The following is a 26,023-nucleotide window of genomic DNA, read 5'->3' as shown; positions in this document are numbered from 1 at the left end:
CCTACTAAAGAACAGGCGGAAAGCACAGCCATGCAGGACCTTGGAATCATCAGCCCTGGCCTTGAAGAGTTCCGTGAACTCGCAGGCCACAGCCGCGTCATCCCCGTCCGGCTCAAGGTGCTCGCTGACGCCGAAACTCCCATCGGGCTCTACCGCAAGCTCGCCCACGGCCAGCCCGGAACGTTCCTGATGGAATCGGCGGCGGTCGGCGGATCCTGGTCCCGCTACTCCTTCATCGGCTCGCGCTCCCGCGCCACCCTGACCACCAAGGACGGCCAGGCGTACTGGCTCGGCGAGCCCCCGGTCGGCGTGCCGCTGGACGGCAACCCCGTGGACGCCATCCGCGACACGGTGGCGGCGCTCCGCACCGACCGTTTCGACGGCCTCCCGCCGTTCACCTCCGGCCTGGTCGGATTCCTGGGCTGGGAAACCGTCCGACACTGGGAGAAACTGACCAGCCCTCCGGAGGACGACCTCGAACTGCCGGAACTGGCCCTCAACCTCGTCACGGACATGGCGGTCCACGACAACATGGACGGCACTGTCCTGCTGATCGCCAACGCCATCAACTTTGACAACAGCTCCGAGCGCGTCGACGACGCCTGGCATGACGCCGTCGCCCGCGTAAAGGCCTTGCTGGAAAAGATCAGCAGCCCCGTCAAGCAGCCCGTCTCCGTCCTGGAAACCGCCGCGCTCGACTTTGCCTCGAGCGTGCAGGAACGCTGGGACGAGGCCGACTACCTCGCCGCCCTGGACCGCGGCAAGGAGGCGATCGTGGACGGCGAGGTCTTCCAGGTTGTGATCTCGCGCCGCTTCGAAATGGAATGCGGCGCGGACCCCCTCGATGTGTACCGGGTCCTGCGGAACACCAATCCCAGCCCGTACATGTACCTCTTCAGCTTCGAAGATGCCGCGGGCCGCGAGTACACGATCGTCGGCTCCTCGCCGGAGGCCCTCGTCACCGTGACCGGGGACGAGGTCATCACCCACCCGATTGCCGGATCACGCCCGCGGGGCAAAACGGTGGAAGCGGACAAGGCGCTGGCCGAAGAACTGCTGGCGGACCAGAAAGAGCGTGCCGAGCACCTGATGCTGGTCGATCTGTCCCGCAATGACCTCTCCAAGGTCTGCGTCGCAGGATCCGTCGACGTCACGCAGTTCATGGAAGTGGAACGCTTCAGCCACATCATGCACCTCGTGTCCACGGTGGTCGGCAAGCTGGCTCCGGAGGCCAAGGCCTACGACGTCCTCAAGGCCACGTTCCCGGCAGGCACCCTTTCCGGAGCCCCGAAGCCGCGGGCCCTGCGCCTCCTGGACGAGCTCGAACCCCACCGGCGCGGAATCTACGGCGGCGTGGTGGGGTACCTGGACTTCGCCGGCGACATGGACATGGCGATCGCGATCCGTTCGGCCCTGCTCCGGGAAGGCCGCGCGTACGTCCAGGCCGGCGGCGGGATCGTTGCCGATTCAGTCAACCCCACCGAGGCCCAGGAAACCGTCAACAAGGCCGCCGCGCCGCTGCGCGCCGTCCACACCGCCGGTTCGCTGCACAACATCACCGCCGACCAGGTGCCCCACGCCGCTGCTGTGACCGACGCCGCTGCTGTGACCGACGCCGGGGCGGACAACTGATGGGGAAGCCGGAAGCCATCGTCAAGACCACCGCAAGGCCGGCCGTTCCTCGCTGGGCCCGCAAGTCCACCCTGGTCCTGGTGATCGCCGCCCTGGCGTTGGCCGTCTTCGGGACCACCACGCAGACCTGGCTGACGGTGCACCTCGATCCCGCCCAGCTCGGCGGCGCCGTGGCCAGCCAGAACGGCCTGCAGGTCCAGGGCAGCAAGGCCGCCACGACCGTCACGGCCCTGGCCCTCGTTGCCCTCGCCGGGGGTCTCGCGGCCTCCATCGCCGGGCGCGTGGCGCGCTGGGTCATCACGGTCATCATCCTCCTGGCCGCCGCGGGCATCGTCGCCGCGGCCGCCGTCGTCCTGGCGGACCCGCTGGCCGCGGCCCAGGGATCCATCGCGGCCGCCACCGGAATCAGCGGCAGCAACGTCCAGGTGGACGTCACAGTCTTCCCCGTCCTGGCCGTCGTCGCCGGGTCCCTGCTGGGGATCTGCGCCCTCGCGATCGTGCCGGCCGGCCGGTACTGGAAGAGCCGCACCAAATATGACGCGGCAGCCGCCACGCGCGCCGACGGCGGGACCGCAGTTGGTGGTACTACCGCCGCAGCGCCCGCGGACGAGATTGACAGCTGGGACCGGTTGTCCCGAGGTGACGACCCCACCTGAGCCGATGCCGCGGGCGCGCCCAGCAGCGCCGCCAGTAACGCGACCAGCAACGCGGACAAAACACACAGCCAAAAAATGGCAGAATGTAAGCAGTATTTATCCTGAGGAGATTTCAATGAGCAAAGCCACTGTTTCCGCATCCACGTCCGCTGCTTCGAAGGGCGTCTACGACGACGTCGATCACAGCGAAGCGCCGGGGCACGGCAACAGCCCGGCCGCGTGGACCTGCGTGATCGTGATGCTGATCGGCGCCCTCATTGCGTCCATCGCCTTCGTCATCGCCAACACGCCCGTCTTTATTGCCGGCGCCGTCGTCATGGTGATCGGCCTGCTGGCCGGCTGGGTCATGCGCAAGGCCGGCTACGGCGTCGGCGGCAGCAAGCTGAAGAACTCCGGCCACTGAGCGTGAGCGTTCTCGACGACATCAATGCCGGTGTCAGGGAGGATATGGAGACGCGCCAGCGCCTCGTCACGCTCGCGGAACTGAGGGAGCGCGCCGCAGCGGCGGCACCTGCCCGCGATGCCTGGGCGGCCCTAGGCGGAAACTCAAGCCCGCGGGACCAGCTCAAAGTGATTGCCGAGGTCAAGCGCCGGAGCCCGTCCAAGGGCCGGCTCGCGGAAATTGCCGATCCCGCTGCCCTCGCCGCGCAATACGCAGACGGCGGGGCCGCCGTCATCAGCGTCCTGACCGAGGAACGCCGCTTCGGCGGCTCGCTGGCCGACCTCGACGCCGTCCGGGCGGCCGTGGACATTCCGCTGCTGCGCAAGGACTTCATGCTCGACGAGTACCAGATCTGGGAAGCCCGTGCCCACGGCGCCGACCTGATCCTGCTGATCGTGGCCTCGCTCTCCGACGCCCAGCTGCGCGAGTTTACGGCCCTCAGCCGCGAACTCGGCATGAACGTGTTGGTGGAGACCCACACGGCTGAGGAAATCGAGCGCGCCGTGGCCGCCGAGGCCCGGATCATCGGCGTCAACGTGCGCAACCTCAAGACGCTCGACGTCGACCGTTCCGTCTTCGCGGAGCTGGCCGGCGGGATTCCCGCCGGTGCGCTCGTGATCGCCGAGTCCGGGGTGCGCGATGTCCAGGACGTCAGCCACTACGCAGCCCGCGGCGCCAACGCGGTCCTGGTGGGCGAGGCGCTGGTCAGCGACACGACCCCCCGCGAACGGATCGCAGAATTCATGGCCGCCGGCGCAACGGCAATCGCCGCCCGCGCCTGAGGCAGGCCGGTCCGGGCGTTTGCGTCCGGGCCGCGAGCGGTTCCGGGCCCGCAGTTGCCCGGACAACGAGCGGATCTCATGTGCAGATCCCCGAAGCTAGCAGTGGAACAGGATGGTGAGACTGATGGTCGATGCGCCAGCAACCGGCTCAGACGAAAGTGCCGTGGACGCGTTCCTGCAGGGCGACCGCCCCCAGGAACATCCCACGCAGGGCGAACCGTCCCTGCGGCACGCCCCGGGACCCTACTTCGGGAACTACGGCGGCCGATGGATGCCGGAGTCGCTCATCGCAGCCCTGGACGAACTCGAGGACACCTTCGAGAAGGCCAAGGCCGATCCTGAGTTCACCGCCCAGATCGCGGACCTGAACAAGAACTACTCGGGCCGGCCCTCACTGCTGACCGAGGCCAAGCGCTTCGCCGAGCACGCAGGCGGAGTCCGGATCTTCCTCAAGCGCGAAGACCTCAACCACACGGGCTCGCACAAGATCAACAACGTCCTGGGCCAGGCGCTGCTGGCTAAGCGGATGGGCAAGACCCGCGTCATCGCCGAAACCGGCGCCGGGCAGCACGGCGTGGCCAGCGCCACCGCGGCCGCCCTGCTGGGCTTGGAATGCGTTGTCTACATGGGCGCCGAGGACTGCCGCAGGCAGTCCCTCAACGTGGCCCGGATGGAACTCCTCGGCGCGACGGTCATTCCGGTGACCAACGGCTCCCAGACCCTCAAGGACGCCATCAACGAGGCCCTGCGCGACTGGGTCGCGAACGTGGGCACCACCCACTACCTGCTGGGGACCGCCGCCGGCGCGCACCCGTTCCCGGCGATGGTCCGCTACTTCCACGAAGTCATCGGCGAGGAAGCCCGGGCCCAGATCCTCGACCAGACGGGCCGGCTTCCGGACGCCGTCTGTGCCTGCATCGGCGGCGGCTCCAATGCCATCGGCATCTTCCACGGCTTCCTCGATGACCCCTCGGTCAAGATCTACGGCTTCGAAGCCGGGGGCGAGGGCGTCGAAACCGGACGCCACGCAGCCACCATCACCCTCGGCAAGCCGGGCGTGCTGCACGGCGCACGGTCCTACCTCATGCAGGACGATGACGGCCAGACCATCGAATCACACTCCATCTCGGCGGGCCTGGACTACCCCGGGGTCGGCCCCGAGCACTCCTATCTCGCTGACATCGGGCGGGTCAGCTACGAGCCCATCACGGACAGCGAAGCCATGGAGGCCTTCCGGCTCCTCTGCCGCACCGAGGGCATCATCCCCGCCATCGAGTCCGCGCACGCCCTCGCCGGCGCCATCAAGGTGGGCCAGCGGCTCGCGGCCGAGGCCGGCCCCGAGGGCAAAGCAACAGACAAGATCGTGATCGTCAACCTCTCCGGCCGCGGCGACAAGGACGTGGCCACCGCCGCGGAATGGTTCGACCTGCTGGACAAGGACTCACCCGAAGCCGAAATCGCCAAAGAGGGGGAGCAACTGTGAGCACCATCCACGACGGCGCCAACCAGGCCGCCGCACAGCACGCCAGCAAGTCGGCGGCCGCCATTGACCGCGCCCGGGCCCAGGGCCGGGCAGCCCTGATCGGCTACCTGCCGGCCGGCTACCCTAGCGTCGCAGACAGCATTGCCGCCGGCATCGCCCTGGCCGAGAACGGCGCCGACCTCATCGAAATCGGCATCCCGTACTCGGATCCGGTCATGGACGGCCAGGTCATCCAGGCGGCCACCACGGAGGCCCTCGCGAAGGGCTTCCACGTCCGGCAGGTCTTCGACGTCGTCCGCGGCATCACGAGCAAGACTGACGCCGCCGTCCTGGTCATGACCTACTGGAACCCCGTGGTCCGGATGGGCGTGGACGAGTTTTCCCGCAGCCTTGCCGAGGCCGGGGGAGCCGGACTCATCACTCCGGACCTGATCCCCGACGAAGCCTCCGAATGGATGGCGGCCTCGGACAAGTACGGACTGGACCGCGTGTTCCTCGTGGCGCCCTCGTCCTCTCCGGAACGCATGAAGCGGACCGTCGAGGCCAGCCGCGGCTTCGTGTACGCCGTCTCCATCATGGGCGTCACCGGCGCCCGGACCTCGGTCAGCTCCGCGGCCAAGGACGTTGTGGCCGCCGCGCACGCCGCGGGCGCCGAACGCGTCTGCGTGGGCCTGGGCGTCTCCAATGCGGACCACGTCCGCGAGATCGCCGAGTACGCCGACGGCGTGATCGTGGGCACCGCCCTCGTCGCGGCCATCCGGGACGGCGGCGTGGATGCGGTAGCCGCCTTGACGAAAGACCTCAGCACTGGCCTTACCAAGGAAGAAGCGTAAGCAATGCAGTCAGTCCTCCACGCGGCGGCGATGATTCCCGCGAGCATTCCGAGCCCTAGCTGGTCCGGATTCGACATCCCGCTGCCGTGGGGGTCACTGCGCATCCACGCCTACGCCCTCTGCATCCTCGCCGGCATCGTTGCGGGCCTCTGGCTCACCTCCGTCCGCTGGGCGCGCCGCGGCGCGCCCGAGGGCAGCGTGTGGGACATCGCCATCTGGGCCATTCCGTTCGGCATCATCGGCGGACGGCTCTACCACGTGTTCTCCTCACCGGATGCCTACTTCGGCCCCGGCTTCAACGGCACCGGCGACCTCTCCCTGATTCCGCAGATCCAGCGCGGCGGCCTGGGCATCTGGGGCGCCGTCGTCCTCGGCGCGGTGGGCGCCTGGATCGGGTGCCGGCGGGCCGGGGTGAAGCTGAGCGCCTTCATGGACGCCGCGGCCCCCGGGCTGCTGCTGGCCCAGGCAATTGGCCGGTGGGGGAACTACTTCAACCAGGAGCTCTTCGGCGGCCCCACCACGCTGCCGTGGGGGCTCCAGATCGACCCCAACAGCCCTAATTTTCCGGCCGGTATGCCCGCCGACACACTCTTCCACCCGACGTTCCTCTACGAGTCCCTGTGGAACCTGGCCGGCGTCGTGATCCTGCTGGCCCTGGACCGGAAGTTCAACTTCCGCCGCGGCCGTCTCTTCTGCCTCTACGCCGTCTACTACACCCTGGGCCGGGTGTGGATCGAAGCCATGCGGATCGACGACGCCGAGCAGATCAGCCTGTTCGGCATCACCACCCGGCTCAACGTCTGGACCAGCATCTTTGTCCTCATCGGGGCTCTGATCGCCTTCATCCTCCTCGGGCTGCGCAAGCCCTCAGGCCCGGACACCCCGTTCCTCCCGGGCCGGGAACCGGCAGCCGAAACCGCCGACGTGGAAACCGCCGGGACGGCCGGGAAGCCTGACGCCGAAGCGGTTCCCGCGGCGGTCTCCGCCGTCGAAACCGGTGCTGCCGCCACTGCTGATAAAGGCACTGCTGACGCTGTTCCCGCCGGCGCAACATCCATCCGCCATGCGGACACACTTGTCTCAGATAGTGAATCCCGTGGTAATCTCCGAGATAACCAAAGCGGACCAGGTCCCGCACCCGCTTCTGTCTCCGCACCTGCGGACGAAGATGCTGGCGCGAGCAAGGACTCCACCGGCGGCACCAAGCCCGCCACCGGAGATCCGGCAGCCGGAGTATCCGGCCGCCAGGCAACCGAAACCGCGCCGGAGGCCGAGGGCACCAAGTAACTCGGCACCGGCAACTCGGGTTGCGGAGCCACCGCTCGCAGGACCCGACACCACAGCGTCGTGGCAAGAGGGAATGTTTTGGACAGCAGATAGGCGCTGTCCACGCAAGCCCTGGCCAGTACCTGCGTAACTGTTACTACAGAAGGCCGGGCTGGCCTACAATTCCAGTTAGAAAAACACTCTGTTGCGCCCATCACACCGGCGTGCCGAGTGGGGCCAATGTTGTCCCTCCCATACGCACGATCAGGAGGAAGGACGTCTCCAATGACCCAAACTCTTCACAGCCCCAGCTGGTCCGATCCGGACCAGCCGACGGCCGCAACGTCACCCTTCGCCCGTTTTGCGTCGATGCCGGCCGCGGCCGGGCTCTACAACCCGGAGAACGAGAAGGACGCCTGCGGTCTGGCCATCATCGCCACGCTGCGCGGTGAGCCGGGCTACGACATCGTCGACGCGGCCCTGACCGCACTGCGCAACCTTGAGCACCGCGGCGCCGTGGGCGCCGATGAGGGCACCGGCGACGGCGCCGGCCTCCTCATGCAGGTCCCGGACGAATTCTTCCGCGCAGTCACCGACTTCGAGCTTCCCGCCCCCGGCCAGTACGTCGTGGGAACCGCCTTCCTGCCGGCCGAGCAGCGCGAATCCGATGCCGCCCGGGCCGGAATCGAAAGCCTCGCCGCCGATGAGGGCCTTACGGTCCTGGGCTGGCGCGAAGTCCCGATTGTGGCGGACCTCGTCGGGGCAATGGCCCGCGCCTGCATGCCGCACTTCTCCCAGCCGTTCTTCGCCTCCAGCACCGGGGAAACCCTCGAACGCAATGAGCTCGATTCCCGCGCCTGGCGGATCCGAAAGCGCGCCCAGAACAAGTTCGGCGTGTACTTCCCGTCGCTGTCCTCGCGGACGATCGTCTACAAGGGCATGCTCACCACCGCGCAGCTGGAACCGTTCTACCCGGACCTTTCGGATAAGCGCTTCAAGACCAAGCTCGCGATCGTCCACTCGCGCTTCTCCACCAACACGTTCCCGTCCTGGCCGCTGGCCCAGCCGTTCCGCACGATCGCGCACAACGGCGAGATCAACACCGTCAAGGGCAACCGCAACTGGATGCGGGCGCGGCAGTCGCAGCTCGCCAGCCCGCTGCTGGGCGACTCGCCCGAAGAGCTGTTCCCGATCTGCACCCCCGGCGCCTCGGACTCCGCCTCGTTTGACGAGGTTGCGGAGCTGCTCTGGCTTTCCGGCCGGCCCATCACCCACTCGATCATGATGATGATCCCGGAGGCGTGGGAGAACCACGCCACCATGGATCCGGCGCGCCGCGCCTTCTACGAGTACCACTCCATGCTCATGGAGCCGTGGGACGGGCCCGCTGCTGTTTCCTTCACGGACGGCAACCTGGTCGGCGCCACGCTGGACCGCAACGGGCTGCGCCCGGGCCGGTACTGGATCACCGAAGACGGGCTCATCGTCTTCGCCTCCGAAGTCGGCGTGATCGACGTCGAACCCTCCAAGGTGGTCAAGAAGGGCCGCGTCTCGCCGGGCAAGATGTTCCTGGTGGACACCGGGGCCGGACGGATCATTGACGACGCCGAGGTCAAGGCCGAGGTCGCCGCGGCGAACCCCTGGGCCGAATGGCTCAAGGACAACCTGATCGACCTCAAGAACCTCCCCGAGCGCGAGCACGTTGTCCACACGGCCGCGTCGGTCAACATCCGCCAGCGGACCTTCGGCTACACCACCGAGGAACTGAAGATCCTGCTCGGACCGATGGCGCGCACCGGCGCCGAACCGCTGGGTGCCATGGGCTCCGACACCCCCGTGGCCGTGCTGTCCAAGCGCCCGCGGCTGCTCTTCGACTACTTCGTACAGTCCTTCGCGCAGGTCACCAACCCGCCGCTGGATGCCATCCGTGAAGAGCTCGTCACGTCCCTGACGTGCGCGATCGGCCCGAACGGCAACCTGCTGGACACCAAGCAGGTCCGGCAGCCGCAGGTCTCGCTGCCGTTCCCCGTGATCAACAATGACCAGCTCGCCAAGATCGCGAACATCGAGAGCGCCGACGGCGACAAGGTCGCCATGAAGGTCCGCGGACTCTACCGCCCCGAAGGCGGCGAGCACGCCCTCCGCGCCCGCCTCACCGAAATCTGCGAGCAGGTCTCCGGCGCGATCAACCGCGGCGTCCAGTACGTAGTGCTCTCGGACCGCGACTCGAACGCCCAGTGGGCGCCGATCCCGTCGCTGCTGCTTGTCAGCGCCGTGCACCACCACCTGCTGCGCAGCGCCAACCGCACCAAGACCGCCCTCGTGGTGGAGGCCGGAGACGTCCGCGAGACGCACCACGTCGCCGTGCTCATCGGCTACGGCGCCTCGGCCGTGAACCCCTACCTGGCCATGGAATCCGTGGAACAGCTCATCGCCTCCGGTGACGTCGTCGGCGTCACCCCGCAGGACGGCGTGTACAACCTGATCAAGGGCCTCGGCAAGGGCGTCCTGAAGATCATGTCCAAGATGGGCATCTCCACTGTGGCCTCCTACACCGGTGCCCAGACCTTCGAGGCGCTCGGCCTCGGCCAGGATCTGGTGGACGAGTACTTCTCCGGCACGCATTCCCAGCTCGGCGGCGTGGGCCTCGATGTCGTCGCCGCCGAAGTCCTGGCACGCCACCGGATGGCCTACCCCGAGAACGGGATCGAACTGCCGCACCAGCCGCTGCTCGGCGGCGGCGAATACCAGTGGCGCCGCGACGGCGAACCCCACCTGTTCAACCCGGAGACCGTCTTCCGGCTGCAGCACGCCACGCGTGAACGCCGCTACGACATCTTCAAGGCCTACACCCGCGGCGTGGACGACCAGTCCGAGAACCTCATGACCCTCCGCGGCCTGCTGAAGTTCAAGGCCGGCCTGCGTCCCGCGGTGCCGCTTGAGGAAGTGGAGCCCGTCTCCAGCATCGTCAAGCGGTTCTCCACCGGTGCCATGAGCTACGGCTCCATCTCCCAGGAAGCCCACGAGACCCTCGCGATCGCCATGAACCGGCTGGGCGGCAAGTCCAACACCGGTGAGGGCGGCGAGGACGTGGACCGCCTGCTCGATCCCACCCGCCGTTCCGCTGTCAAGCAGATCGCCTCCGGCCGCTTTGGCGTCACGAGCCTGTACCTGTCCAACGCGGACGACATCCAGATCAAGATGGCGCAGGGTGCCAAGCCCGGCGAAGGCGGCCAGCTGATGGCGCAGAAGGTCTACCCCTGGGTGGCCCGGACGCGGCACTCGACGCCCGGCGTCGGCCTCATCTCGCCGCCCCCGCACCACGACATCTACTCGATCGAGGACCTCGCGCAGCTGATCTACGATGCCAAGCGCGCCAACCCCTCGGCCCGCGTGCACGTCAAGCTCGTCTCCGAGGTCGGGATCGGCACCGTGGCGGCCGGCGTCACCAAGGCGAAGGCCGACGTCGTGCTCGTATCCGGACACGACGGCGGTACCGGCGCCTCGCCGCTGAACTCGCTCAAGCACGCCGGCGTCCCGTGGGAACTCGGCCTGGCCGAGACACAGCAGACGCTCATGCTCAACGGCCTGCGCGACCGCGTGGTGGTGCAGGTGGACGGCCAGCTCAAGACCGGCCGCGACGTCGTGATCGCCGCGCTGCTTGGCGGCGAGGAGTTCGGCTTTGCCACCGCCCCGCTGGTGGTCTCCGGCTGCATCATGATGCGCGTCTGCCACCTGGACACCTGCCCGGTGGGCGTCGCGACCCAGAACCCCGAGCTCCGCTCGCGGTTCAGCGGCAAGCCGGAATTCGTGGTGAACTTCTTCGAATTCCTCGCCGAAGAGGTCCGTGAAATTCTCGCGGAGCTCGGTTTCCGCAGCATCGAGGAGGCGATCGGCCACGCCGAGATGCTCGACTCCCGCGACGCGATCAACCACTGGAAGGCCGAAGGGCTGGACCTGGATCCGATCCTGCACGGCCTCGAGTTCGACGACGACGCCCCGCTGCGGAACCTCACCGGACAGAACCACGAGCTCGACAAGCACTTCGACCAGCGCCTGATCGCCATGGCGGCCGAAGCCCTCAGCGACCGCACCCCGGTGAAGATCTCGGTGAACGTCATCAACACAGACCGCTCGGTCGGCACCATGCTCGGCCACGTGGTCACGAAGACGTTCAGCACCGACGTGCTGGCGACCGACACCATTGACATCACGCTCAACGGCACCGCCGGCCAGTCCCTCGGGGCCTTCCTGCCGGCCGGCATTACGCTGCGCATGTTCGGCGACTCGAACGACTACGTCGGCAAGGGTCTTTCCGGCGGCCGCATCATCGTCCGGCCGGACCGCACCAACGTGTTCCCGGCCGAACGCAACGTGATCGCGGGCAACGTGATCGGCTACGGCGCCACGAGCGGCGAGATGTTCCTGCGCGGCCAGGTGGGCGAACGCTTCCTGGTCCGCAACTCCGGCGCCACCGCGGTGGTCGAAGGAATCGGCGACCACGGCTGCGAATACATGACCGGGGGCCAGACGCTGATCATCGGCCGCACCGGGCGCAACTTCGGCGCCGGCATGTCCGGCGGTACGGCCTACGTGCTGGACCTGCAGACCGAACGCGTCAACAAGCAGGCCCTCGAGTCCGGCGAGCTGCAGCTGCGTGAGCTCGACGCCGAGGACCGTGACATTGTCCATGGACTGCTGGTCAAGCACGTCGAGGAAACCGAATCGCTCAACGCGGCCCGGCTCCTCGAGAACTTCGACGACACCGCAGCCCGCATTACCAAGGTGCTGCCGCGCGACTACGCGGCCGTCCTGCAAACCCGTCTTGACGCCATCGAAGAGGGCCTTGACCCCGACGGCGAAGAAGTTTGGTCTCGAATCCTGGAGGTGACCGGTGGCTGATCCACGCGGATTTCTGAAAGTACGTCAGCGTGAAACCCAGCCGCGCCGTCCCGTTCCGGTCCGCATCATGGACTGGAAAGAGGTCTATGAAGCCCAGGAGAAGGGCGTCCTGAAGGCCCAGGCCGGCCGCTGCATGGACTGCGGCGTGCCGTTCTGCCACCAGGGCTGCCCTCTGGGCAACCTCATCCCGGAATGGAACGACCTCATCTGGCGGGACAAGGGCGAGGAAGCGATGGAACGGCTGCACGCCACCAACAACTTCCCCGAGTTCACCGGCCGGCTCTGCCCGGCCCCCTGCGAGGCGTCGTGCGTGCTGGGCATCAACCAGCCCGCGGTGACCATCAAGCAGGTCGAGGTATCGATCGTGGACCAGGCCTTCGAGAACGGCTGGGTCAACCCGCTGCCGCCGGCCCGACTGACCGGCAAGACGGTCGCCGTCGTCGGCTCCGGCCCGGCCGGACTCGCCGTCGCGCAGCAGCTGACCCGCGTGGGCCACACCGTTGCTGTGTACGAGCGCGACGACAAGATCGGCGGGCTCCTGCGCTACGGCATCCCCGACTTCAAGATGGAAAAAGAGCAGGTGGACCGCCGCCTGGAGCAGATGAAGGCCGAGGGCACCCGGTTCCGCACCGGCGTGGCCGTCGGCACCGACGTCACGTGGGAGCAGCTGCGCCGCCGTTACGACGCCGTCGTGGTCGCCACCGGCGCCACCGTCCCGCGTGACCTGCCGATCCCGGGCCGCGAGCTCGAGGGCGTGCACTTCGCCATGGACTACCTTGTCCCGGCCAACCGGGTGGTGGCGGGGGAGACCGTCGAGAACCAGATCAACGCCGCCGGCAAACACGTGGTGATCCTGGGCGGCGGCGACACCGGCGCGGACTGCCTCGGCACCGCGCACCGGCACCAGGCCGCCTCCGTGACCACCCTGGCCATCGGCAAGCAGCCGCCCCTCGAGCGTGCCGGCCACCAGCCGTGGCCGACGTTCCCCACCCTGTTCGAGGTCGCCAGCGCGCACGAGGAAGGCGGCGAACGCACCTACCTCGCCTCCACCGTCGAGTTCGTCGGAGAAAACGGCAAGCTCACGGGCGTCAAGGTCGCAGAGACCGAATTCGTCGACGGCAAGCGCCTCCCGAAGGCCGGCACCGAGCGGATCATTCCGGCGGACCTCGTCTTCCTGTCCCTCGGCTTCACGGGAGCCGAGCCGGCCGGGATCACCGAGCAGGTCAGCGCCGACTTCGACGGCCGCGGCAACGTGGCCCGCGACGGCTACTACATGACCAACACCGAGGGCATCTTCGTTGCCGGGGACGCCGGCCGCGGGCAGTCGCTCATCGTCTGGGCCATCGCCGAGGGGCGCGCCTGCGCCGCCGCGGTGGACAAGTTCCTGATGGGCAGCACCATCCTGCCGGCCCCGGTGGCACCGACCGACCGGGCGATGGCCGTCCTGTAGCCCTTCCGGTCACTGGATTTCGGTCATCAGGGATTCACACTCGCTTCAACTTCATCCATGCAACAGACCACTAGGGTAGGTATATGAGACGCGCTAAAATCGTGGCCACGTTCGGACCGGCAATCGCAAGCTTCGAGAACACGCTTGCCGTGCTGGAAGCCGGCGTCGACGTGGCACGCATGAACATGAGCCACGGTGATTACTCCGTGCACGACAACACCTACGAGAACGTCCGCAAGGCTGCCGGGCAGCTTGGCAAGGCCGTGGGCATCATGGCCGACCTGCAGGGCCCGAAGATCCGCCTGGGCCGCTTCGTGGACGGACCGCACCTCCTGGAGGTCGGTGACACGTTCACGATCACCACCGAGGACGTTCCGGGCACCAAGGACATCTGCTCCACGACGCTCAAGAGCCTCACCGAGGACGTCCAGCCGGGCGATGCCCTGCTGATCGACGACGGCAAGGTTGCCCTGCGCGCCATCGAGGTCGACGCCGTCAAGGTCGTTGCCCAGGTGGTTGTCGGCGGCTGGGTTTCGAACAACAAGGGCATCAACCTGCCCGGCGTGGCCGTCAACGTGCCGGCGCTGAGCGAAAAGGACGAGGACGATCTGCGCTGGGCGATGCGCCGCGGCGTGGACATGGTCGCCCTGTCCTTCGTTCGCGATGCCTCGGACATCGTCCGGGTCCACGAGATCATGGACGAGGAAGGCCGCCGCGTGCCGGTCATCGCCAAGATCGAGAAGCCGCAGGCCGTGGAGCAGCTGCCCGAGATCATCGACGCCTTCGACGCCATCATGGTGGCCCGTGGCGACCTCGGTGTGGAGCTTCCGCTGGAGGAAGTGCCGATCGTCCAGAAGCGCGCCGTCGAACTGGCCCGCCGCTGGGCCAAGCCCGTCATCGTGGCCACCCAGGTCCTCGAGTCCATGATCGACAACCCGCGCCCGACCCGCGCCGAGGCCTCCGACTGCGCCAACGCAGTGCTCGACGGCGCCGACGCGGTGATGCTCTCCGGCGAGACCAGCGTGGGCAAGTACCCGATCGAGACCGTTAAGGTCATGGCCCGGATCATCGAATCCACCGAGGTCCACGGCCTGGAGCGCGTCCCCCCGCTGGGTACCAAGCCCAGGACCCGCGGCGGCGCCATCACCCGTGCCGCCGTCGAGATCGCCGACCAGCTGGAAGCGAAGTACATCTGTACCTTCACCCAGTCCGGTGACTCCGCCCGCCGCCTCTCCCGGCTGCGGCCGATCCGGCCGGTCTTCGCCTTCACTCCGGTGGAGCACGTCTGGAACCAGCTCGCGCTGACCTGGGGCATCCAGCCGGTCCTGGTCCCGATGGTGGGCCACACCGACGAGATGACCGCCCAGGTTGACCGCAGCCTTCTGGAACTGGGCTTGGTGGAGGACGGCGACATGGTGGTTATCGCCGCCGGTTCGCCTCCCGGAAAGGCCGGTTCCACGAACCTGCTGAAGGTCCACAAGGTGGGCGACCTCGCCGACGCCGGCAGCCACGGTGCAGCCGCCGTGACCAAGGACAAGCTCGGCCCCTGGCCGGAAAAGAAGAAGAAGAACCGCGGCCAGGGCTAGTCCTGAACGCGTGAACGCTTGAACACAAAAGGGAGGATCTCCGCCGGTTGGCGGGGATCCTCCCTTTTTGTTGCTGAGTTGCTGAGTTGCTTGCGGCCGCGGTTGTGCGGCCGGGGTGCGGCTAGTTGACCTGGTTGATGATGGTTTCGGCGACCTCGCGCATGCTCAGGCGGCGGTCCATCGAGGTCTTCTGGATCCAGCGGAAGGCTTCAGGCTCCGTCAGGCCCATCTTGGTGGTCAGGAGGCTCTTGGCGCGCTCCACGAGCTTGCGGGTGGCGAACTGCTCCTGCAGGTCGGTGACTTCGCTTTCGAGGGCCTTGATCTCCTCGTGGCGGGAGAGCGCGATCTCCAGCGCCGGGATGAGGTCCGCCGGGGTGAACGGCTTGACCACGTAGGCCATGGCGCCGGCGTCACGGGCCCGCTCCACAAGTTCCTTCTGGCTGAACGCGGTGAGCAGAACCACGGGGGCGATCCGGGCCTTGACGATCTTCTCTGCGGCCGAGATGCCGTCCATGACAGGCATCTTGACGTCCATCAGGACGAGGTCGGGCTTGAGCTCCTCGGCAAGCTGCACGGCCTTTTCGCCGTTGTCTGCCTCGCCGACGACGTCGTAGCCTTCACCGCGCAGGATCTCGATGATGTCCAGGCGGATGAGAGTCTCATCCTCGGCGACAACTACGCGGCGCGCCGGCTGGGAAGTGGGTGTTGACTCCGTCTGTTCTGACACGGGAACTCCTTGGAAAGGTACGGCGGGAACTACACCATCATAGGTTTCGTCCGCCGATGTACTTGGACCGGTTTGGTTCGATGCGGCGTCACTGGCGCGATTCTGGAATTCAGCCTATCTGCATGTAGAGTAATTTCGCGCACTGGAAGCGATCGCGTTGCTCACAGCACTGTGGTTGAGTGATTGTTACACTGGTGTACTCCGCGCCCGAGTGGCGGAATTGGCAGACGCGCCGCACTCAAAATGCGGTATCGAAAGGTGTGTGGGTTCGAGTCCCACCTCGGGCACAGTGTTTTCGCAGGTCAAAGGCCTGTTTCCTCTTCGGGTGTTGACAAAACCGCCCAAAGTGTTGACAGCGGCGTACCGTTTTTGTGTGGCCAGCATTCGAAAACGCATCAAAAAGGACGGAACAGCGTCCTACATGGTGTTGTGGCGGGACCCGAAGAGCCGTGAGCAGCAGGGCCTGACCGTCGCCACTCTCGTCGAAGCTGAGACCCTGAAGAGGCTTCTGGACGCCAATGGACAATCCTTCGAGATCGCCCAGCACGCCATCCTCTCCAACGCCAAACGCACACCCACCATCGCTGAAGTCATCCAGGAGCACATTGATCTTTTGGTTCGGCCATCGAGTGGAACCATCAAGACGTACCAAACCATGTTGGATCTCCACGTCCGAAATGTCATCGGTCATGTTCCGGCGGACAAGCTCGACTATCGGTTGCTCGCGCACTGGGTGAAATCAATGATGGCAAAGGGGCTTGCGCCGAAGACAGTCCACAACGTTCATGGCCTCATCTCCGCCGCAATGAATACTGCAGAGATGCTGGGGTACATTCCGCGGAACCCTTGCCGGGGCGTGCAGCTGCCGCCCATTGAGAAGGCTGAGGATGAGGCCATGTTTCTCACCCATGCTGAATTCAGCCTCATCATGGAGGGGATGGGTGAGCGCTACAAGGCCTTCACGAATTTCCTGGTCATGACCGGCACTCGTTTTGGAGAGGCCACCGCGCTGACCGTGGCGGACGTGGACCTCCTGTCCAAGCCTCCGACAGCGCGGATCAACAAGGCGTGGAAACGGGACGGTCACTCGAAGTTTTACGTTGGTGCAACGAAGACCGGTGCCGGCAAGCGGACCATCGGACTTAACCCCGCACTCGTGGAGCTGCTGATCCCGCTGGTCGCCAGCAGATCGGGGAAAGAACTTGTGTTCACTACTCCCAAGGGCGGGCGCATCATTCACAAGCTCTACTGGCACCACTACTGGGTTCCTGCCGTTCGCACGGCCCAGGCTATTGGACTGACGAAGGATCCGAGGATCCACGATCTACGGCATACCCATGCGTCCTGGCTCATTCAGGACGGCGTGCCTCTGTTCACCATCTCACGTAGGCTGGGGCACGCCTCTACAAGGACTACTGAACAGGTTTACGGGCACTTGATGCCGGAAGCCCTGCAGGCCGGTGCGGACGCCACGGAGCGCTCGGTGACGGCCTTTCTCCGGTGAGGGTGCTCAGGTCATGTCGGCGAGTCTTTACAGCGGCATGAAAGTGGAAACCAGCTTCTTCCCTTGGAGGTTTCCATGGACATCGAATTCTTCGAGCCAGCCGAAGCTGCGGCCCTCATGCGCTGCACGGAGTCATGGCTTCGCGACGGCGCGACCAGCGGACGCTTTCCCCATGCCTGCTGGGGAAAAGGGAAGATTGTTTTCACGTCCGAGCACATTCTGGAAATCGCGAAGTTGAGTGAGATCCTTCCGGGTGGCGCAGACGCGCCCCTCGCTGTCAGCCATCGCCAGGCGGCAAAGGAGAGGCTTATCGGCACCCGAGCAAAAATCAGGCTTGCCTCAGCGAACTGAGCAAAGACCATCCGGGGTCCAGCGGATTTGACGAGTGTGACGGGCACCATGCACCGGCTTGCCCGTAACGGGCAGAATGAAAGCTAGCGTGGAACATTTACCGCTGAACATAGAAGGACCAGAAGACCACCCGCCTTCCCGCCAAGGCGTTCGCTGCCATTGCCGCCTTTCTGGTGGCAAGTTCCCTCGCTGGCTGTGACGCCGAGGCCAACACCCTTGAGGTGATGGAGTCGGAATCAAGCGCCACAGTAGGTGCTCCCGTTTCGGTTGACTCGGCCTCTGCCACCGACGCCCTCGTCCAACTGGAGGGTATCCCCGTGAAGGGCCGTGCGCCGAAGACCGGCTACTCTCGCGACGAGTTTAGGTCGGCAACAAAACGACACTGACGACAGTCCGGAACGTCCTGGGCGAGATCAGCACCCGCGAGAAGGCCGGCAACACGCCGGTCGGGCTCGATGACGCCCAGGTGACCTCACTGCTGGAGAAGGAAGCTTCCAAGCGCTGCGACACCGCCCGCATCTACACCGAAGTAGGCGGAACCGACCGCGCCGCGGTCGCAGAGGCGGAGGTCATCGAGGCGTACCTGCCCAAGGCGCTGACCTGTGACGAGGTCGAAACGATCGTCGACGAGGCCATCGAGGCGCTGAAGGCCGACGGCCACGAGCTCTCCATGCGGTCCATCGGCGTCGTGATGAAGCCTGTCACCGCCAAGGTGGCCGGGGGATTCGACGGCAAGACTGTCAGCGAGATCGTCCGCGGCCGCCTGGCTTCGTAGGATTCCGGATAATCCTCAAGACCCCAGTCCCGATCGAGAACGTCGACTTCGGCATGGTTTTCGGGGCCAAGTATTGGATGGTCTGCAAAAACCACCCGGCGAACAGCTACCACAGCAAGATCCCGTGGCAGCGATCCGTGTTTCTTGAGTTCACGCACGAAGACTGCGGATGCCCCAAGGGCGATCTCCTCGTCACATTCATCCCTGATGACCTGACGGATGAGCCGTTTGGCGGTCGGCACTTCAAGAGGGGGATGCCAAGGAGTTTGAGCCGGAGCCTGAAATGGTCCACCTCACGGTCCAGCACCAGAGGTAGCCGGAGCCCAGGTGAAGCCGAATCATCCGAAGCAGCTACGGCAAAGTTCAGGGGAAGCGTTGACCAAGACCATTGAGAGGGGCATCGTGCTTCCGGCCACCGGCAAGAGTCCGCGTGACCCGGACAGGGACCACCGGCAGGAAGTGAAGATCATGGCCCGTACGCAGTAGTCCGGGCAGGAAGTATCCCGGCTCCATATGAAACCCTTCAAACTGCGGAACGTTTGGAGGGGTTTTTCGTGTCTCCGGAGGAACGCGGCACTCCGACGAAAGCATCGACACGTGGGGCTGATTAATGTGGCTAAGTAATCCACAGGGTGTGGATTTCGTCCGCCAGAACGCCTGTAATCCGGGCATTTGGCGGGCCCTTTCCTGTGGATTACCGGTGGGTTAAATGACATACTTGTAATACATCATCTTGGGGTCCGCGTGAGGCTCTTGCACTACATGTAGTATCGACATACAGTTTCAGCGTGCCGCCGGTCGGACAGTGTCGGACCGGGCAAGTAGACTGTGAAGAGTTGGGCCGCTTCCGATGGGTGGCCTACGACGAAGCGCACGATCGGGTGCAACCGGTCATGCGCTTCATTCACAAATAAATAGGGATCGACGCCTCGCGACCAGATCGGTTGCGCAACGGCCCAAGATATGTGTTTTGTCGTTTTCGTTCGAATCAAGGAACGTCAGAACAGACTACGAGCGGTTAGAACAAACTGTCAATCTTGCGCGTTGACTCATGGAAAAGGTCCGTGGAGCCGGGTACGTTGCCTCATCTGAAAAGGTCCGGGAACGACGGGGCCGTGGACATCCTTGAGGGATGGGACTGACGATGAGCCAGCGGAAGGCTGTCACGGTGATCAAGGCCAGGGCGTATGCCCGGGCCGGCCGGCCGGAGAAGGTCCGGATCCTCGATGAGCTGGTGGAGCTCACGGGCTGGAACCGGGACTATGCGCGCCGGGCCCTGCGGCAGGCGCTTCAGCTGCGGCCGGTGCGGGCCCGGGAGCCGAGGCCGCCGGTGTATGGTCCGCGGGTCGTCGAGGCTCTGGTGGTGTGCTGGGCGGTGCTGCGCGCTCCGGCCGGCAAACGTCTGGCCCCGATGCTGCCGGTGCTGGTGCCGTTGCTGCGCCGGGACGGGGAACTGATGCTCTCGGATGAGGAGGCGGAGCTGCTGATGCGGATGAGCGCGGCAACGATTGACCGCCGGCTGGCCCCGGAACGGAAGAAGCTGGTGCTGCGGGGCCGTTCCCACACCAAGCCCGGATCGCTGCTGAAGTCCCAGATCCCGGTCCGGACCTGGGCGGACTGGGACGATGCGGTGCCCGGGTTCGTGGAGATCGACCTGGTGGGGCACGAGGGCGGGGTGGCCTCCGGGCAGTTCTGCTTCACGCTGACGGTCACGGATATCGCCACGGGATGGACCGTGAACCGGTCCGTGCCGAACAAGGCGCAGAAATGGGTGTTCGCGGCCCTGAAGTACGCGCTGGCACGGTTCCCGTTCCCGATCGTGGGGATCGACTCGGACAACGGCACCGAATTCATCAACGACTACCTCTTCGCCTACTGCCAGGAGCACCGGATCACCTTTACCCGGTCCCGTCCGGGGAACAAGAACGATGGCGCCCACGTGGAACAAAAGAACTGGGCCAGGGTCCGGGAGCTGGTCGGCTACTACCGCTATGACACCGCCGCGGAACTGGAGAAGCTCAACGAGATCTGGGAGCTTGACGGGCTGTTCACGAACTATCTGCTCCCGCAGCAGAAGCTGGTGTCCAAGGAACGCCACGGCGCGAAAGTCATCAAGAAACATGATGCCGCGCTCACCCCGCACCAGCGCGCCGCCCGCCACCCGGACACCCGCAAACGCCCCGTCATCACCATGAACGCCCAGTTCAAACGCCTAAAACCCGCGGTGTTGTCCCGGCAGATCCTGGGACTGACAGGTGAACTCGAAACCCTCGCCCAAGCCAAAGCCGCACCCCGCAACTACAAAGTCAACACCTCGTTCAACCCGCCCCTGAACCGGACCTTTTCACGTGAGGCAACGAATCAACCCTCCCGGACCTATTGACGTGAGGCAACAGGTCTTGACAGCGTTCCGTGTCTTGTGCCCGGTGATCCCGGAAAGGAGTAGCCCTTGGCTACACGTGTAGTACGGATCCGCATTAAGCGGACCATCCGTATCCGCCCGACTCGGCGCTAATCGCCAAGCCGTCCGGAGCCGGCGCTCTGAAGTGCTCGACTCAAACGCCGGTGCCACACATTCTTTTTGGAACTACGTAAGGACATGACCTTGGCTAATAACAGCCGCCAGACCAGCAGCAAGGCTGCAACCGCCGCAAGCAATGTGTTGCGCAATCCCCGCTCAAGCGCAGCGGCCAAGACTGCCGCCGCCAGCGCTCTCTCCCAGAAGGGTAAGGGCAAGAAGTGAGGGGCGCGCAGTCCGCACACGAGGAAGATGAACAGGCATTCTCTTGGGGATCGCCTGAGTATCCTCACCCGTTCACCGTGACGTACTACCGCGACAGCGGCACATGGAAACGTGACGAGGTCTAGCTAGGCAGGAAGCCCCGCCAACTCCGGTTGGCGGGGTTTTTTGGTTGCCGTGGATCTCGTTGGATCGGAAATTGGGTTGGTTGGTGGGGGCGGAAGTTCGAGGTATCCGCGTCGGTGGTCGCGGTCCAATGCCTGCCGCCGTCTCCGTGGACGAACGTCTGCCTGGCCTTGATGTTCTGGGCCAGGAGGTAGTCGCGGGGCTTCAACGGGCCAGACATGCTGGGCCTGCGTCTCTTCGCCCGGGTACGGGTTGTTCCGGTTTGGGCCGTATTCGGTGGCCCAGGCGGCTGCTGTCCGCTCGTCCGCCACGCCTGGTCAGATACCCTTCACGCCAGACCGGGGCGAGGGGGCCATAGCGGAGTGTGTGTAACCTGCTTCCGGCCGGTGAAGTGACTGGTCAGCAGGGGTGTGATCGCCGCGGTGGCGATGATTAGGGTAAAGGGCTCCATGCACGTCATGTGTGCGGAAGCGGGCCCAAGGCTCACCCGCCGACCGCAAAAGCCCGGACTGCTGTTCGATAGGGAAAGACCATGCCTCGAAGGCGGAGGATCTGTACGTTTGCCTAGTCCTCGGACTACTCCCAATTCTCCTCTGGACATGTCCAGAGGAGAAGCGTTCAATTGACGTTGCGGCGCCCGAGGCGCCGCGTTGACGGCACCGTTGGCAGTCACGCTTGCTGTTCGCTGCAAGGAGGGGGCGGTATGGACCAGCAAACAATTGAAGGATCGGGGCCGCCGCGCATAGCGGCGGAGGCTTTTCAGGCGCTGCACCTACCCAGCCATCTGACCTTGGCTGGGCTCATTGCGATAGTGGCGGCCCGACGCCGTCGACGTATCGAGATCGAAGCCACGACTATCCTCAACGGTACGTCTGTGTGCGGTCTGTGGTTATCGACGGACACCCGGGAGATAATCCTTCACGCCGTCACAGATTCTGTGTTGCACAAGCAACAGTTCGTCCTTCACGAGCTCGGCCATATGATCCTGCGCCACGATGAGCTGGGTATCTCCTCAGCCTATGCTGGCAGCCTGTTCCCAAATCTCGACGGGGAGATAGTCGCACGAGCCTTGGCCAGAAGCAGCTTCGTGGACGACTTGGAAGTCGCCGCAGAGACTCTCGCAGATCTACTGGCCGACGCAATCCGCGAGAGCACCATGGAACCAAGATCATTTGAACAGGTTTTCGGGTGATCCAGACCGTCGCAGCTTCTGTCATCTGGGGCCTCGTACTGTGCCTCCTGCCTGGTGCGCGCACCCGAAAGGACCACAGCATTCTCGTCGCTGCCGTGGCGATCGCAACCGCGCTTTCCTTGAATGTCGACGTGATTTACATGGTGGGTGATGCGGCCATCGGTGGTCGCAATCTCCTGGATCTTTGCGCGAACATCTTGATGGTGGTGGGAATCTACTTCCTTTCCCAAGCAATCCTCAGGGCGGCCGAACTCAGCGATGCACCTGTACAAAGGAATCGCCTTGGGCTCTTGATCCTGGGCCTTGTCTCCGTGGGACTGGCTCTTGCCTTCCTGCTGATCGAAGCACCCATCTCATCGACGAGATTCATGCTGGATTACGGGGACCAGCCTGCTGCCGCCCTGTATTCTGCCATCCAGTTTTTCTACATTGGCGTGGTGGTCAGTGTGACCGGATATGTGTGTTTCAGATTCCGACGGCGGATGGCCAGTTCCTACTTCCGCGTCGCCTTCACCCTCATTGGCATCGGGTGCTCCCTCGCTCTCGTGGTTGTGTTTGCAGTCCTGGGCATGGACGTCGCCCATCTTCTCGGAGACTTGTCGACGATGGAGAACTTGGCAGCCGTCTACGACACTAGTTTTATCGGCGCGATGGTATTCCTCTGTGCCGGGCTGGCCCTGCCGCCAGTCGCCCGTCGAATCGTTCGACGAAGACAGCTGAGGACTCGAGCTGGCTTACTGGACGACCTCACTTTCACGTGGGAAAAAGCGACAGCTGCCCGGAAGGACGCACGCTTGGCGCCGCCCGCTGAAGTCATCGATGGCGGCGATGCTGCTACCCGGAGACTTCATAGAATGCTCGTTGAAATTCAGGACGCACTCTTGATGGATCCTGCCGCTGCTAAGTTGCTGGATGAAGCTGATGTCCAAACATTGACTCGAACAGAGGACCACCTCGCATCCGTCCATCGCGTGCAAGATGGTCGAGTAGGCTTGGCGCGACGGGGGAGGAGGCACGGTCTGAATGACAGATAACGCCGGTGAACCCTCGGAGTCGCCGCAGGCTAGGCTTGCCCGCAAGATCAACCTCTTGCTCGATCTGTATGAATCTCAAGGGGCGGGGCCGCTGTCCTACAAGGAAATCAGTGAAAACATGGCCAAACGTGGCACGCCTTTGTCGCGTTCTCGATGGGCCTATATGCGAAGCGGCGATAGTTCCCTGGCCATGGACCAGGAGCTGCTGCAAAACCTCGCGGCATTCTTCGGCGTGGATCGCCGGTACCTCCTTGATGCATCCGCAGAGATACCCGACCTGGTGGAGGCCCAGCTCGACCTGCTCAAGACAATGCGTGAAGCTCGCGTCAAGAACTTTGCGGCCCGGCAACTACAGGGGTTGTCTCCTGAAACGCTGGCCCGGCTCCAGGAGGTCATTGATAAACATGTCAGGAGGGATGATGAACACTCCTAGACTCGTGGGGGCGCTGACCCTTGCGGCGGTATGCACTGCCGCCGCACCTCTGCTCGCTGCCGCCTACTTCGCTCGTCGGGTGGTCGTGCCGAGCACATCGCGTCGGGAGGATCTCGCCGTCTGGAAAGTCTTTCTAGGAGACGAGGGGTCGATGCTAATTGATCTTCCCGGCACACCGCTGACGAGGGCACCGGGCCGATATAGCTTGTGGTTCGCTCAGGGTAAGGGCCATGCCTGTATTGGGTCCGTAGTGGCTGAGGACACGAGTGTGGGCACCGTGACGCGGGTCGTTGAGCGCGTCGACTCAGGCGACTTACAGGCTGCCATGGCTGGCATCTGGAGTGGCTACGCGTACTCCAGGCCCGATCAACTGGGCCTGCCTTTTGAAGAGGTGGCGATCCAGGTCGACGGCGGGATGGCTCCCGCATGGAAATTCGAACCGACGGCCGGCGGCCCCGCATCCTCAATATGGGCCATCCATGTTCACGGAATGGGAGGGAAACGAGCCGGCGCACTGCGCGGTGTTCCCATTGCCAGCGAACTCGGTCTGACCTCGCTGGTCGTGTCCTTCCGAAACGACGGCGAGGCGCCGCCGTCCAACGATTCCCGCTACTCGCTCGGCCAAAAAGAATGGCTTGACCTCGAAGCGGCCATCCGGTTCGCGGTCGACCACGGCGCTGAGCGGATCGTCTTATTCGGATGGTCCCTGGGCGGTTCCATGGCTCTGCGTGCAGCGGACCTCTCAGCCCATGCAGCACGGATCAGCGGCCTGGTACTGGTGGCTCCCGTCCTGGACTGGGCTACGACGTTGACGTACAACGGGAGCTCCAGTGGACTGCCGGAGCCGGTGACCAGGGTGGGGCTGAGGATGTTGGGCGCGAAGGCAGGCCGTTGGGTCGCCGGCCTCGAGGAACCCATTGACCTCTCCACGCTGGATTGGGTGGCCCGCAGCGACGACCTCAAGACACCGACACTGATACTGCATGGAATCGAAGACAAGTCGACGCCCGTAGCGGTCTCGGAGCGGTTGGCGGAGCTGCGACCCGACCTCGTTCAGTTGGTTCGCTTCGAAGTTCCGGGGCATTCGCTCGAGTGGAACGGTGACACCGAGAAGTGGGAGGCGTCCGTCACGCGTTTCCTGAAGTCGCTGCCCGCTGACTGAAACTAGCCGCAAGGTCATCAAGCTCCCTTTTGATCTCGTCAGGCTGCGCGCTGTATGTTCCTGCTCCGGGAATGATGATGCCTGACTCGCACAACAGGGTGATGTGTCTTCGGACGGAGGACGGGGAAATGTCGAGGGCGGCCGCTACCTCGCTGCAGGATGCCGGGCCATGGGCGATCAAGTAGCGAATGAGGCGGCTTCGCGTCCGGTTCATCAGGATGTTTGCCATGGAGACCACAATCAAGTGATGAGGAGACTTGACCCGCTGTAGACGGGTCTACACCCCAACGATACGCCGATGCCTAAGTCCATGGAAGCTTTAGCCGCAATTATTGCGAGAGGTGTTGGCCAACGGAATACTGGCAATAAGTAGTGGCGGATTGCCGATTGCTAGATCAAATGGGAGGTGGATGGGTGTCCGGCGATGACGAAGGTCTTATGGATAAAGGTTTGTCTCCCCAGGCCGAGCTGGCACGCCGTTTGAACCTTCTGCTTGATGTCGTTGTTGCTGAGCGAGGACAACCTGTCACGTTCCGTGAAGTCCAAGCAAAGCTGCAGGACAAGGGGATCAAGCTTTCCAGGGCCCGCTGGTTCTACATGAAGGACGGTACGGGAAGACTGGTTAGTGACCCGGCACTGCTGCGCGCCTTGTGCGAAATCTTCAATGTGGATCCAACGTACCTCTTGGGGGGCGACGGCGCCGATCTGCCACAACGAATCGATTCGCAACTCGAGTTCGTGAAATCTCTTCGCGCTGCGAGAGTGAAGACGTTTGCGGCACGCACCCTTGGGGACGTGTCGCCAGAGACGCTTCAAGCGATCACAGAATACTTGAACAAGGACATCAGCCGCCGCCCAGAAGGGGAGCAAGCAGCGACCAGTTCGCAGTCCGAGCCGGGCGAGGCGCCGGAGCACGCTGACTAGACGTTTCTGGCACGTCCCTGACA

At 64.7% G+C, this 26,023-nt stretch carries 21 protein-coding genes, 1 tRNA gene and 1 pseudogene; 21 read left to right on the top strand and 2 right to left on the bottom strand.

The window, feature by feature from the left end; all coding sequences use genetic code 11:
- The first annotated feature begins 30 nt into the window (after positions 1–30).
- The 10 genes from ACVWZ7_RS03060 (at position 31) to pyk (ending at position 15,032) form a co-directional block, all read left to right on the top strand.
- Positions 31–1,632: an anthranilate synthase component I gene (locus ACVWZ7_RS03060; RefSeq protein WP_344368051.1), complete on the top strand. Its 1,602-nt coding sequence runs from the start codon at positions 31–33 to the stop codon at positions 1,630–1,632.
- Positions 1,632–2,288, top strand: a complete 657-nt coding sequence (locus ACVWZ7_RS03055) for a Trp biosynthesis-associated membrane protein (protein ID WP_456506955.1) — start codon at positions 1,632–1,634, stop codon at positions 2,286–2,288. The genes ACVWZ7_RS03060 and ACVWZ7_RS03055 overlap by 1 nt, the downstream gene beginning before the upstream one ends.
- A gap of 115 nt (positions 2,289–2,403) precedes the next feature.
- Positions 2,404–2,691, top strand: coding sequence for an HGxxPAAW family protein (locus tag ACVWZ7_RS03050; RefSeq protein ID WP_116767461.1), 288 nt, complete (start codon positions 2,404–2,406; stop codon positions 2,689–2,691).
- Positions 2,692–2,693: 2 nt separating this feature from the next.
- Positions 2,694–3,512 (top strand): indole-3-glycerol phosphate synthase TrpC, encoded by an 819-nt coding sequence (gene trpC / locus ACVWZ7_RS03045; RefSeq protein WP_344368049.1) that lies wholly within the window; start codon positions 2,694–2,696, stop codon positions 3,510–3,512.
- Positions 3,513–3,636: 124 nt separating this feature from the next.
- Positions 3,637–4,995 carry a tryptophan synthase subunit beta gene (gene trpB, locus ACVWZ7_RS03040; RefSeq protein WP_116767459.1) on the top strand — a complete coding sequence of 453 codons (1,359 nt, stop codon included), beginning with the start codon at positions 3,637–3,639 and terminating at the stop codon, positions 4,993–4,995.
- The gene (gene trpA / locus ACVWZ7_RS03035; RefSeq protein ID WP_456506954.1) at positions 4,992–5,828 is read left to right on the top strand and encodes a tryptophan synthase subunit alpha; all 837 of its coding nucleotides are present in this window, start codon (positions 4,992–4,994) and stop codon (positions 5,826–5,828) included. Before trpB ends, trpA begins: the two co-directional genes overlap by 4 nt.
- A 3-nt stretch (positions 5,829–5,831) precedes the next feature.
- Entirely contained in the window at positions 5,832–7,115 is a 1,284-nt protein-coding gene (gene lgt / locus ACVWZ7_RS03030; protein ID WP_344368047.1) for a prolipoprotein diacylglyceryl transferase, read from the top strand.
- Between the two features lie 264 nt (positions 7,116–7,379).
- Complete coding sequence (gltB, locus tag ACVWZ7_RS03025; RefSeq protein WP_456506953.1) at positions 7,380–11,996, top strand: glutamate synthase large subunit; 4,617 nt, start codon at positions 7,380–7,382, stop codon at positions 11,994–11,996.
- Positions 11,989–13,446: a glutamate synthase subunit beta gene (locus tag ACVWZ7_RS03020; protein ID WP_456506952.1), complete on the top strand. Its 1,458-nt coding sequence runs from the start codon at positions 11,989–11,991 to the stop codon at positions 13,444–13,446. Before gltB ends, ACVWZ7_RS03020 begins: the two co-directional genes overlap by 8 nt.
- An 83-nt stretch (positions 13,447–13,529) precedes the next feature.
- A complete protein-coding gene (pyk, locus tag ACVWZ7_RS03015; RefSeq protein WP_116767454.1) occupies positions 13,530–15,032 on the top strand; it encodes a pyruvate kinase in 1,503 nt (500 codons plus the stop codon).
- 121 nt (positions 15,033–15,153) lie between these two features.
- Here pyk and ACVWZ7_RS03010 read toward each other — a convergent pair whose 3' ends face one another.
- A complete protein-coding gene (locus ACVWZ7_RS03010; protein WP_018772478.1) occupies positions 15,154–15,759 on the bottom strand; it encodes an ANTAR domain-containing response regulator in 606 nt (201 codons plus the stop codon).
- Between the two features lie 205 nt (positions 15,760–15,964).
- On the opposite strand from ACVWZ7_RS03010, the gene ACVWZ7_RS03005 reads away from it, so the two are divergent.
- The 10 genes and pseudogenes from ACVWZ7_RS03005 to ACVWZ7_RS02960 all read left to right on the top strand — a co-directional run bounded on the left by ACVWZ7_RS03005 (position 15,965) and on the right by ACVWZ7_RS02960 (position 25,076).
- A tRNA-Leu gene (locus ACVWZ7_RS03005) sits at positions 15,965–16,046 on the top strand.
- 86 nt (positions 16,047–16,132) lie between these two features.
- Positions 16,133–17,263 (top strand): tyrosine-type recombinase/integrase, encoded by a 1,131-nt coding sequence (locus ACVWZ7_RS03000; RefSeq protein ID WP_456506951.1) that lies wholly within the window; start codon positions 16,133–16,135, stop codon positions 17,261–17,263.
- A 75-nt stretch (positions 17,264–17,338) separates the two neighbouring features.
- A complete protein-coding gene (locus tag ACVWZ7_RS02995) occupies positions 17,339–17,614 on the top strand; it encodes a hypothetical protein (protein WP_456506950.1) in 276 nt (91 codons plus the stop codon).
- A gap of 367 nt (positions 17,615–17,981) precedes the next feature.
- A pseudogene (locus tag ACVWZ7_RS02990) lies at positions 17,982–18,389 on the top strand (GatB/YqeY domain-containing protein); the annotation flags it as partial.
- Between the two features lie 1,144 nt (positions 18,390–19,533).
- On the top strand, positions 19,534–20,772 hold the full coding sequence (locus ACVWZ7_RS02985) for an integrase catalytic domain-containing protein (RefSeq protein ID WP_456506949.1): 1,239 nt from the start codon (positions 19,534–19,536) through the stop codon (positions 20,770–20,772).
- Positions 20,773–20,994: 222 nt separating this feature from the next.
- Positions 20,995–21,132, top strand: a complete 138-nt coding sequence (locus ACVWZ7_RS02980; protein ID WP_456506948.1) for a hypothetical protein — start codon at positions 20,995–20,997, stop codon at positions 21,130–21,132.
- 826 nt (positions 21,133–21,958) lie between these two features.
- Positions 21,959–22,447 (top strand): hypothetical protein, encoded by a 489-nt coding sequence (locus ACVWZ7_RS02975; protein ID WP_456506947.1) that lies wholly within the window; start codon positions 21,959–21,961, stop codon positions 22,445–22,447.
- Positions 22,444–23,481, top strand: a complete 1,038-nt coding sequence (locus ACVWZ7_RS02970; RefSeq protein ID WP_456506946.1) for a hypothetical protein — start codon at positions 22,444–22,446, stop codon at positions 23,479–23,481. Before ACVWZ7_RS02975 ends, ACVWZ7_RS02970 begins: the two co-directional genes overlap by 4 nt.
- Entirely contained in the window at positions 23,471–23,914 is a 444-nt protein-coding gene (locus tag ACVWZ7_RS02965) for a hypothetical protein (protein ID WP_456506945.1), read from the top strand. Before ACVWZ7_RS02970 ends, ACVWZ7_RS02965 begins: the two co-directional genes overlap by 11 nt.
- Positions 23,915–24,182: 268 nt before the next feature.
- Positions 24,183–25,076 carry an alpha/beta hydrolase family protein gene (locus ACVWZ7_RS02960; RefSeq protein ID WP_456506944.1) on the top strand — a complete coding sequence of 298 codons (894 nt, stop codon included), beginning with the start codon at positions 24,183–24,185 and terminating at the stop codon, positions 25,074–25,076.
- Here the strand turns inward: ACVWZ7_RS02960 and ACVWZ7_RS02955 are convergent.
- Positions 25,042–25,290 carry a winged helix-turn-helix domain-containing protein gene (locus tag ACVWZ7_RS02955; RefSeq protein ID WP_456509057.1) on the bottom strand — a complete coding sequence of 83 codons (249 nt, stop codon included), beginning with the start codon at positions 25,288–25,290 and terminating at the stop codon, positions 25,042–25,044. The two genes, ACVWZ7_RS02960 and ACVWZ7_RS02955, sit on opposite strands and share 35 nt — an antisense overlap.
- Positions 25,291–25,490: 200 nt before the next feature.
- Here ACVWZ7_RS02955 and ACVWZ7_RS02950 point away from each other — a divergent pair, with 200 nt between their 5' ends.
- Complete coding sequence (locus ACVWZ7_RS02950; RefSeq protein WP_456506943.1) at positions 25,491–26,000, top strand: hypothetical protein; 510 nt, start codon at positions 25,491–25,493, stop codon at positions 25,998–26,000.
- The last annotated feature ends 23 nt before the right edge of the window (positions 26,001–26,023 follow it).

The sequence above is a fragment of the Arthrobacter sp. TE12232 genome (genome assembly GCF_054062615.1).
Note: the sequence above shows the minus strand (reverse complement) of the source record. Positions and strands in the feature narration are given on the sequence as shown.

What these genes read in the sequence shown, in the direction of transcription:
- ACVWZ7_RS03060 (WP_344368051.1), top strand. Translation starts at nt 31, where the DNA reads ATGCAGGACCTTGGAATCATCAGCCCTGGCCTTGAAGAGTTCCGTGAA.
- ACVWZ7_RS03055 (WP_456506955.1), top strand. Translation starts at nt 1,632, where the DNA reads ATGGGGAAGCCGGAAGCCATCGTCAAGACCACCGCAAGGCCGGCCGTT.
- ACVWZ7_RS03050 (WP_116767461.1), top strand. Translation starts at nt 2,404, where the DNA reads ATGAGCAAAGCCACTGTTTCCGCATCCACGTCCGCTGCTTCGAAGGGC.
- trpB (WP_116767459.1), top strand. Translation starts at nt 3,637, where the DNA reads ATGGTCGATGCGCCAGCAACCGGCTCAGACGAAAGTGCCGTGGACGCG.
- lgt (WP_344368047.1), top strand. Translation starts at nt 5,832, where the DNA reads ATGCAGTCAGTCCTCCACGCGGCGGCGATGATTCCCGCGAGCATTCCG.
- gltB (WP_456506953.1), top strand. Translation starts at nt 7,380, where the DNA reads ATGACCCAAACTCTTCACAGCCCCAGCTGGTCCGATCCGGACCAGCCG.
- pyk (WP_116767454.1), top strand. Translation starts at nt 13,530, where the DNA reads ATGAGACGCGCTAAAATCGTGGCCACGTTCGGACCGGCAATCGCAAGC.
- ACVWZ7_RS02995 (WP_456506950.1), top strand. Translation starts at nt 17,339, where the DNA reads ATGGACATCGAATTCTTCGAGCCAGCCGAAGCTGCGGCCCTCATGCGC.
- ACVWZ7_RS02985 (WP_456506949.1), top strand. Translation starts at nt 19,534, where the DNA reads ATGAGCCAGCGGAAGGCTGTCACGGTGATCAAGGCCAGGGCGTATGCC.
- ACVWZ7_RS02975 (WP_456506947.1), top strand. Translation starts at nt 21,959, where the DNA reads ATGGACCAGCAAACAATTGAAGGATCGGGGCCGCCGCGCATAGCGGCG.
- ACVWZ7_RS02965 (WP_456506945.1), top strand. Translation starts at nt 23,471, where the DNA reads ATGACAGATAACGCCGGTGAACCCTCGGAGTCGCCGCAGGCTAGGCTT.
- ACVWZ7_RS02955 (WP_456509057.1), bottom strand. Translation starts at nt 25,290, where the DNA reads ATGAACCGGACGCGAAGCCGCCTCATTCGCTACTTGATCGCCCATGGC.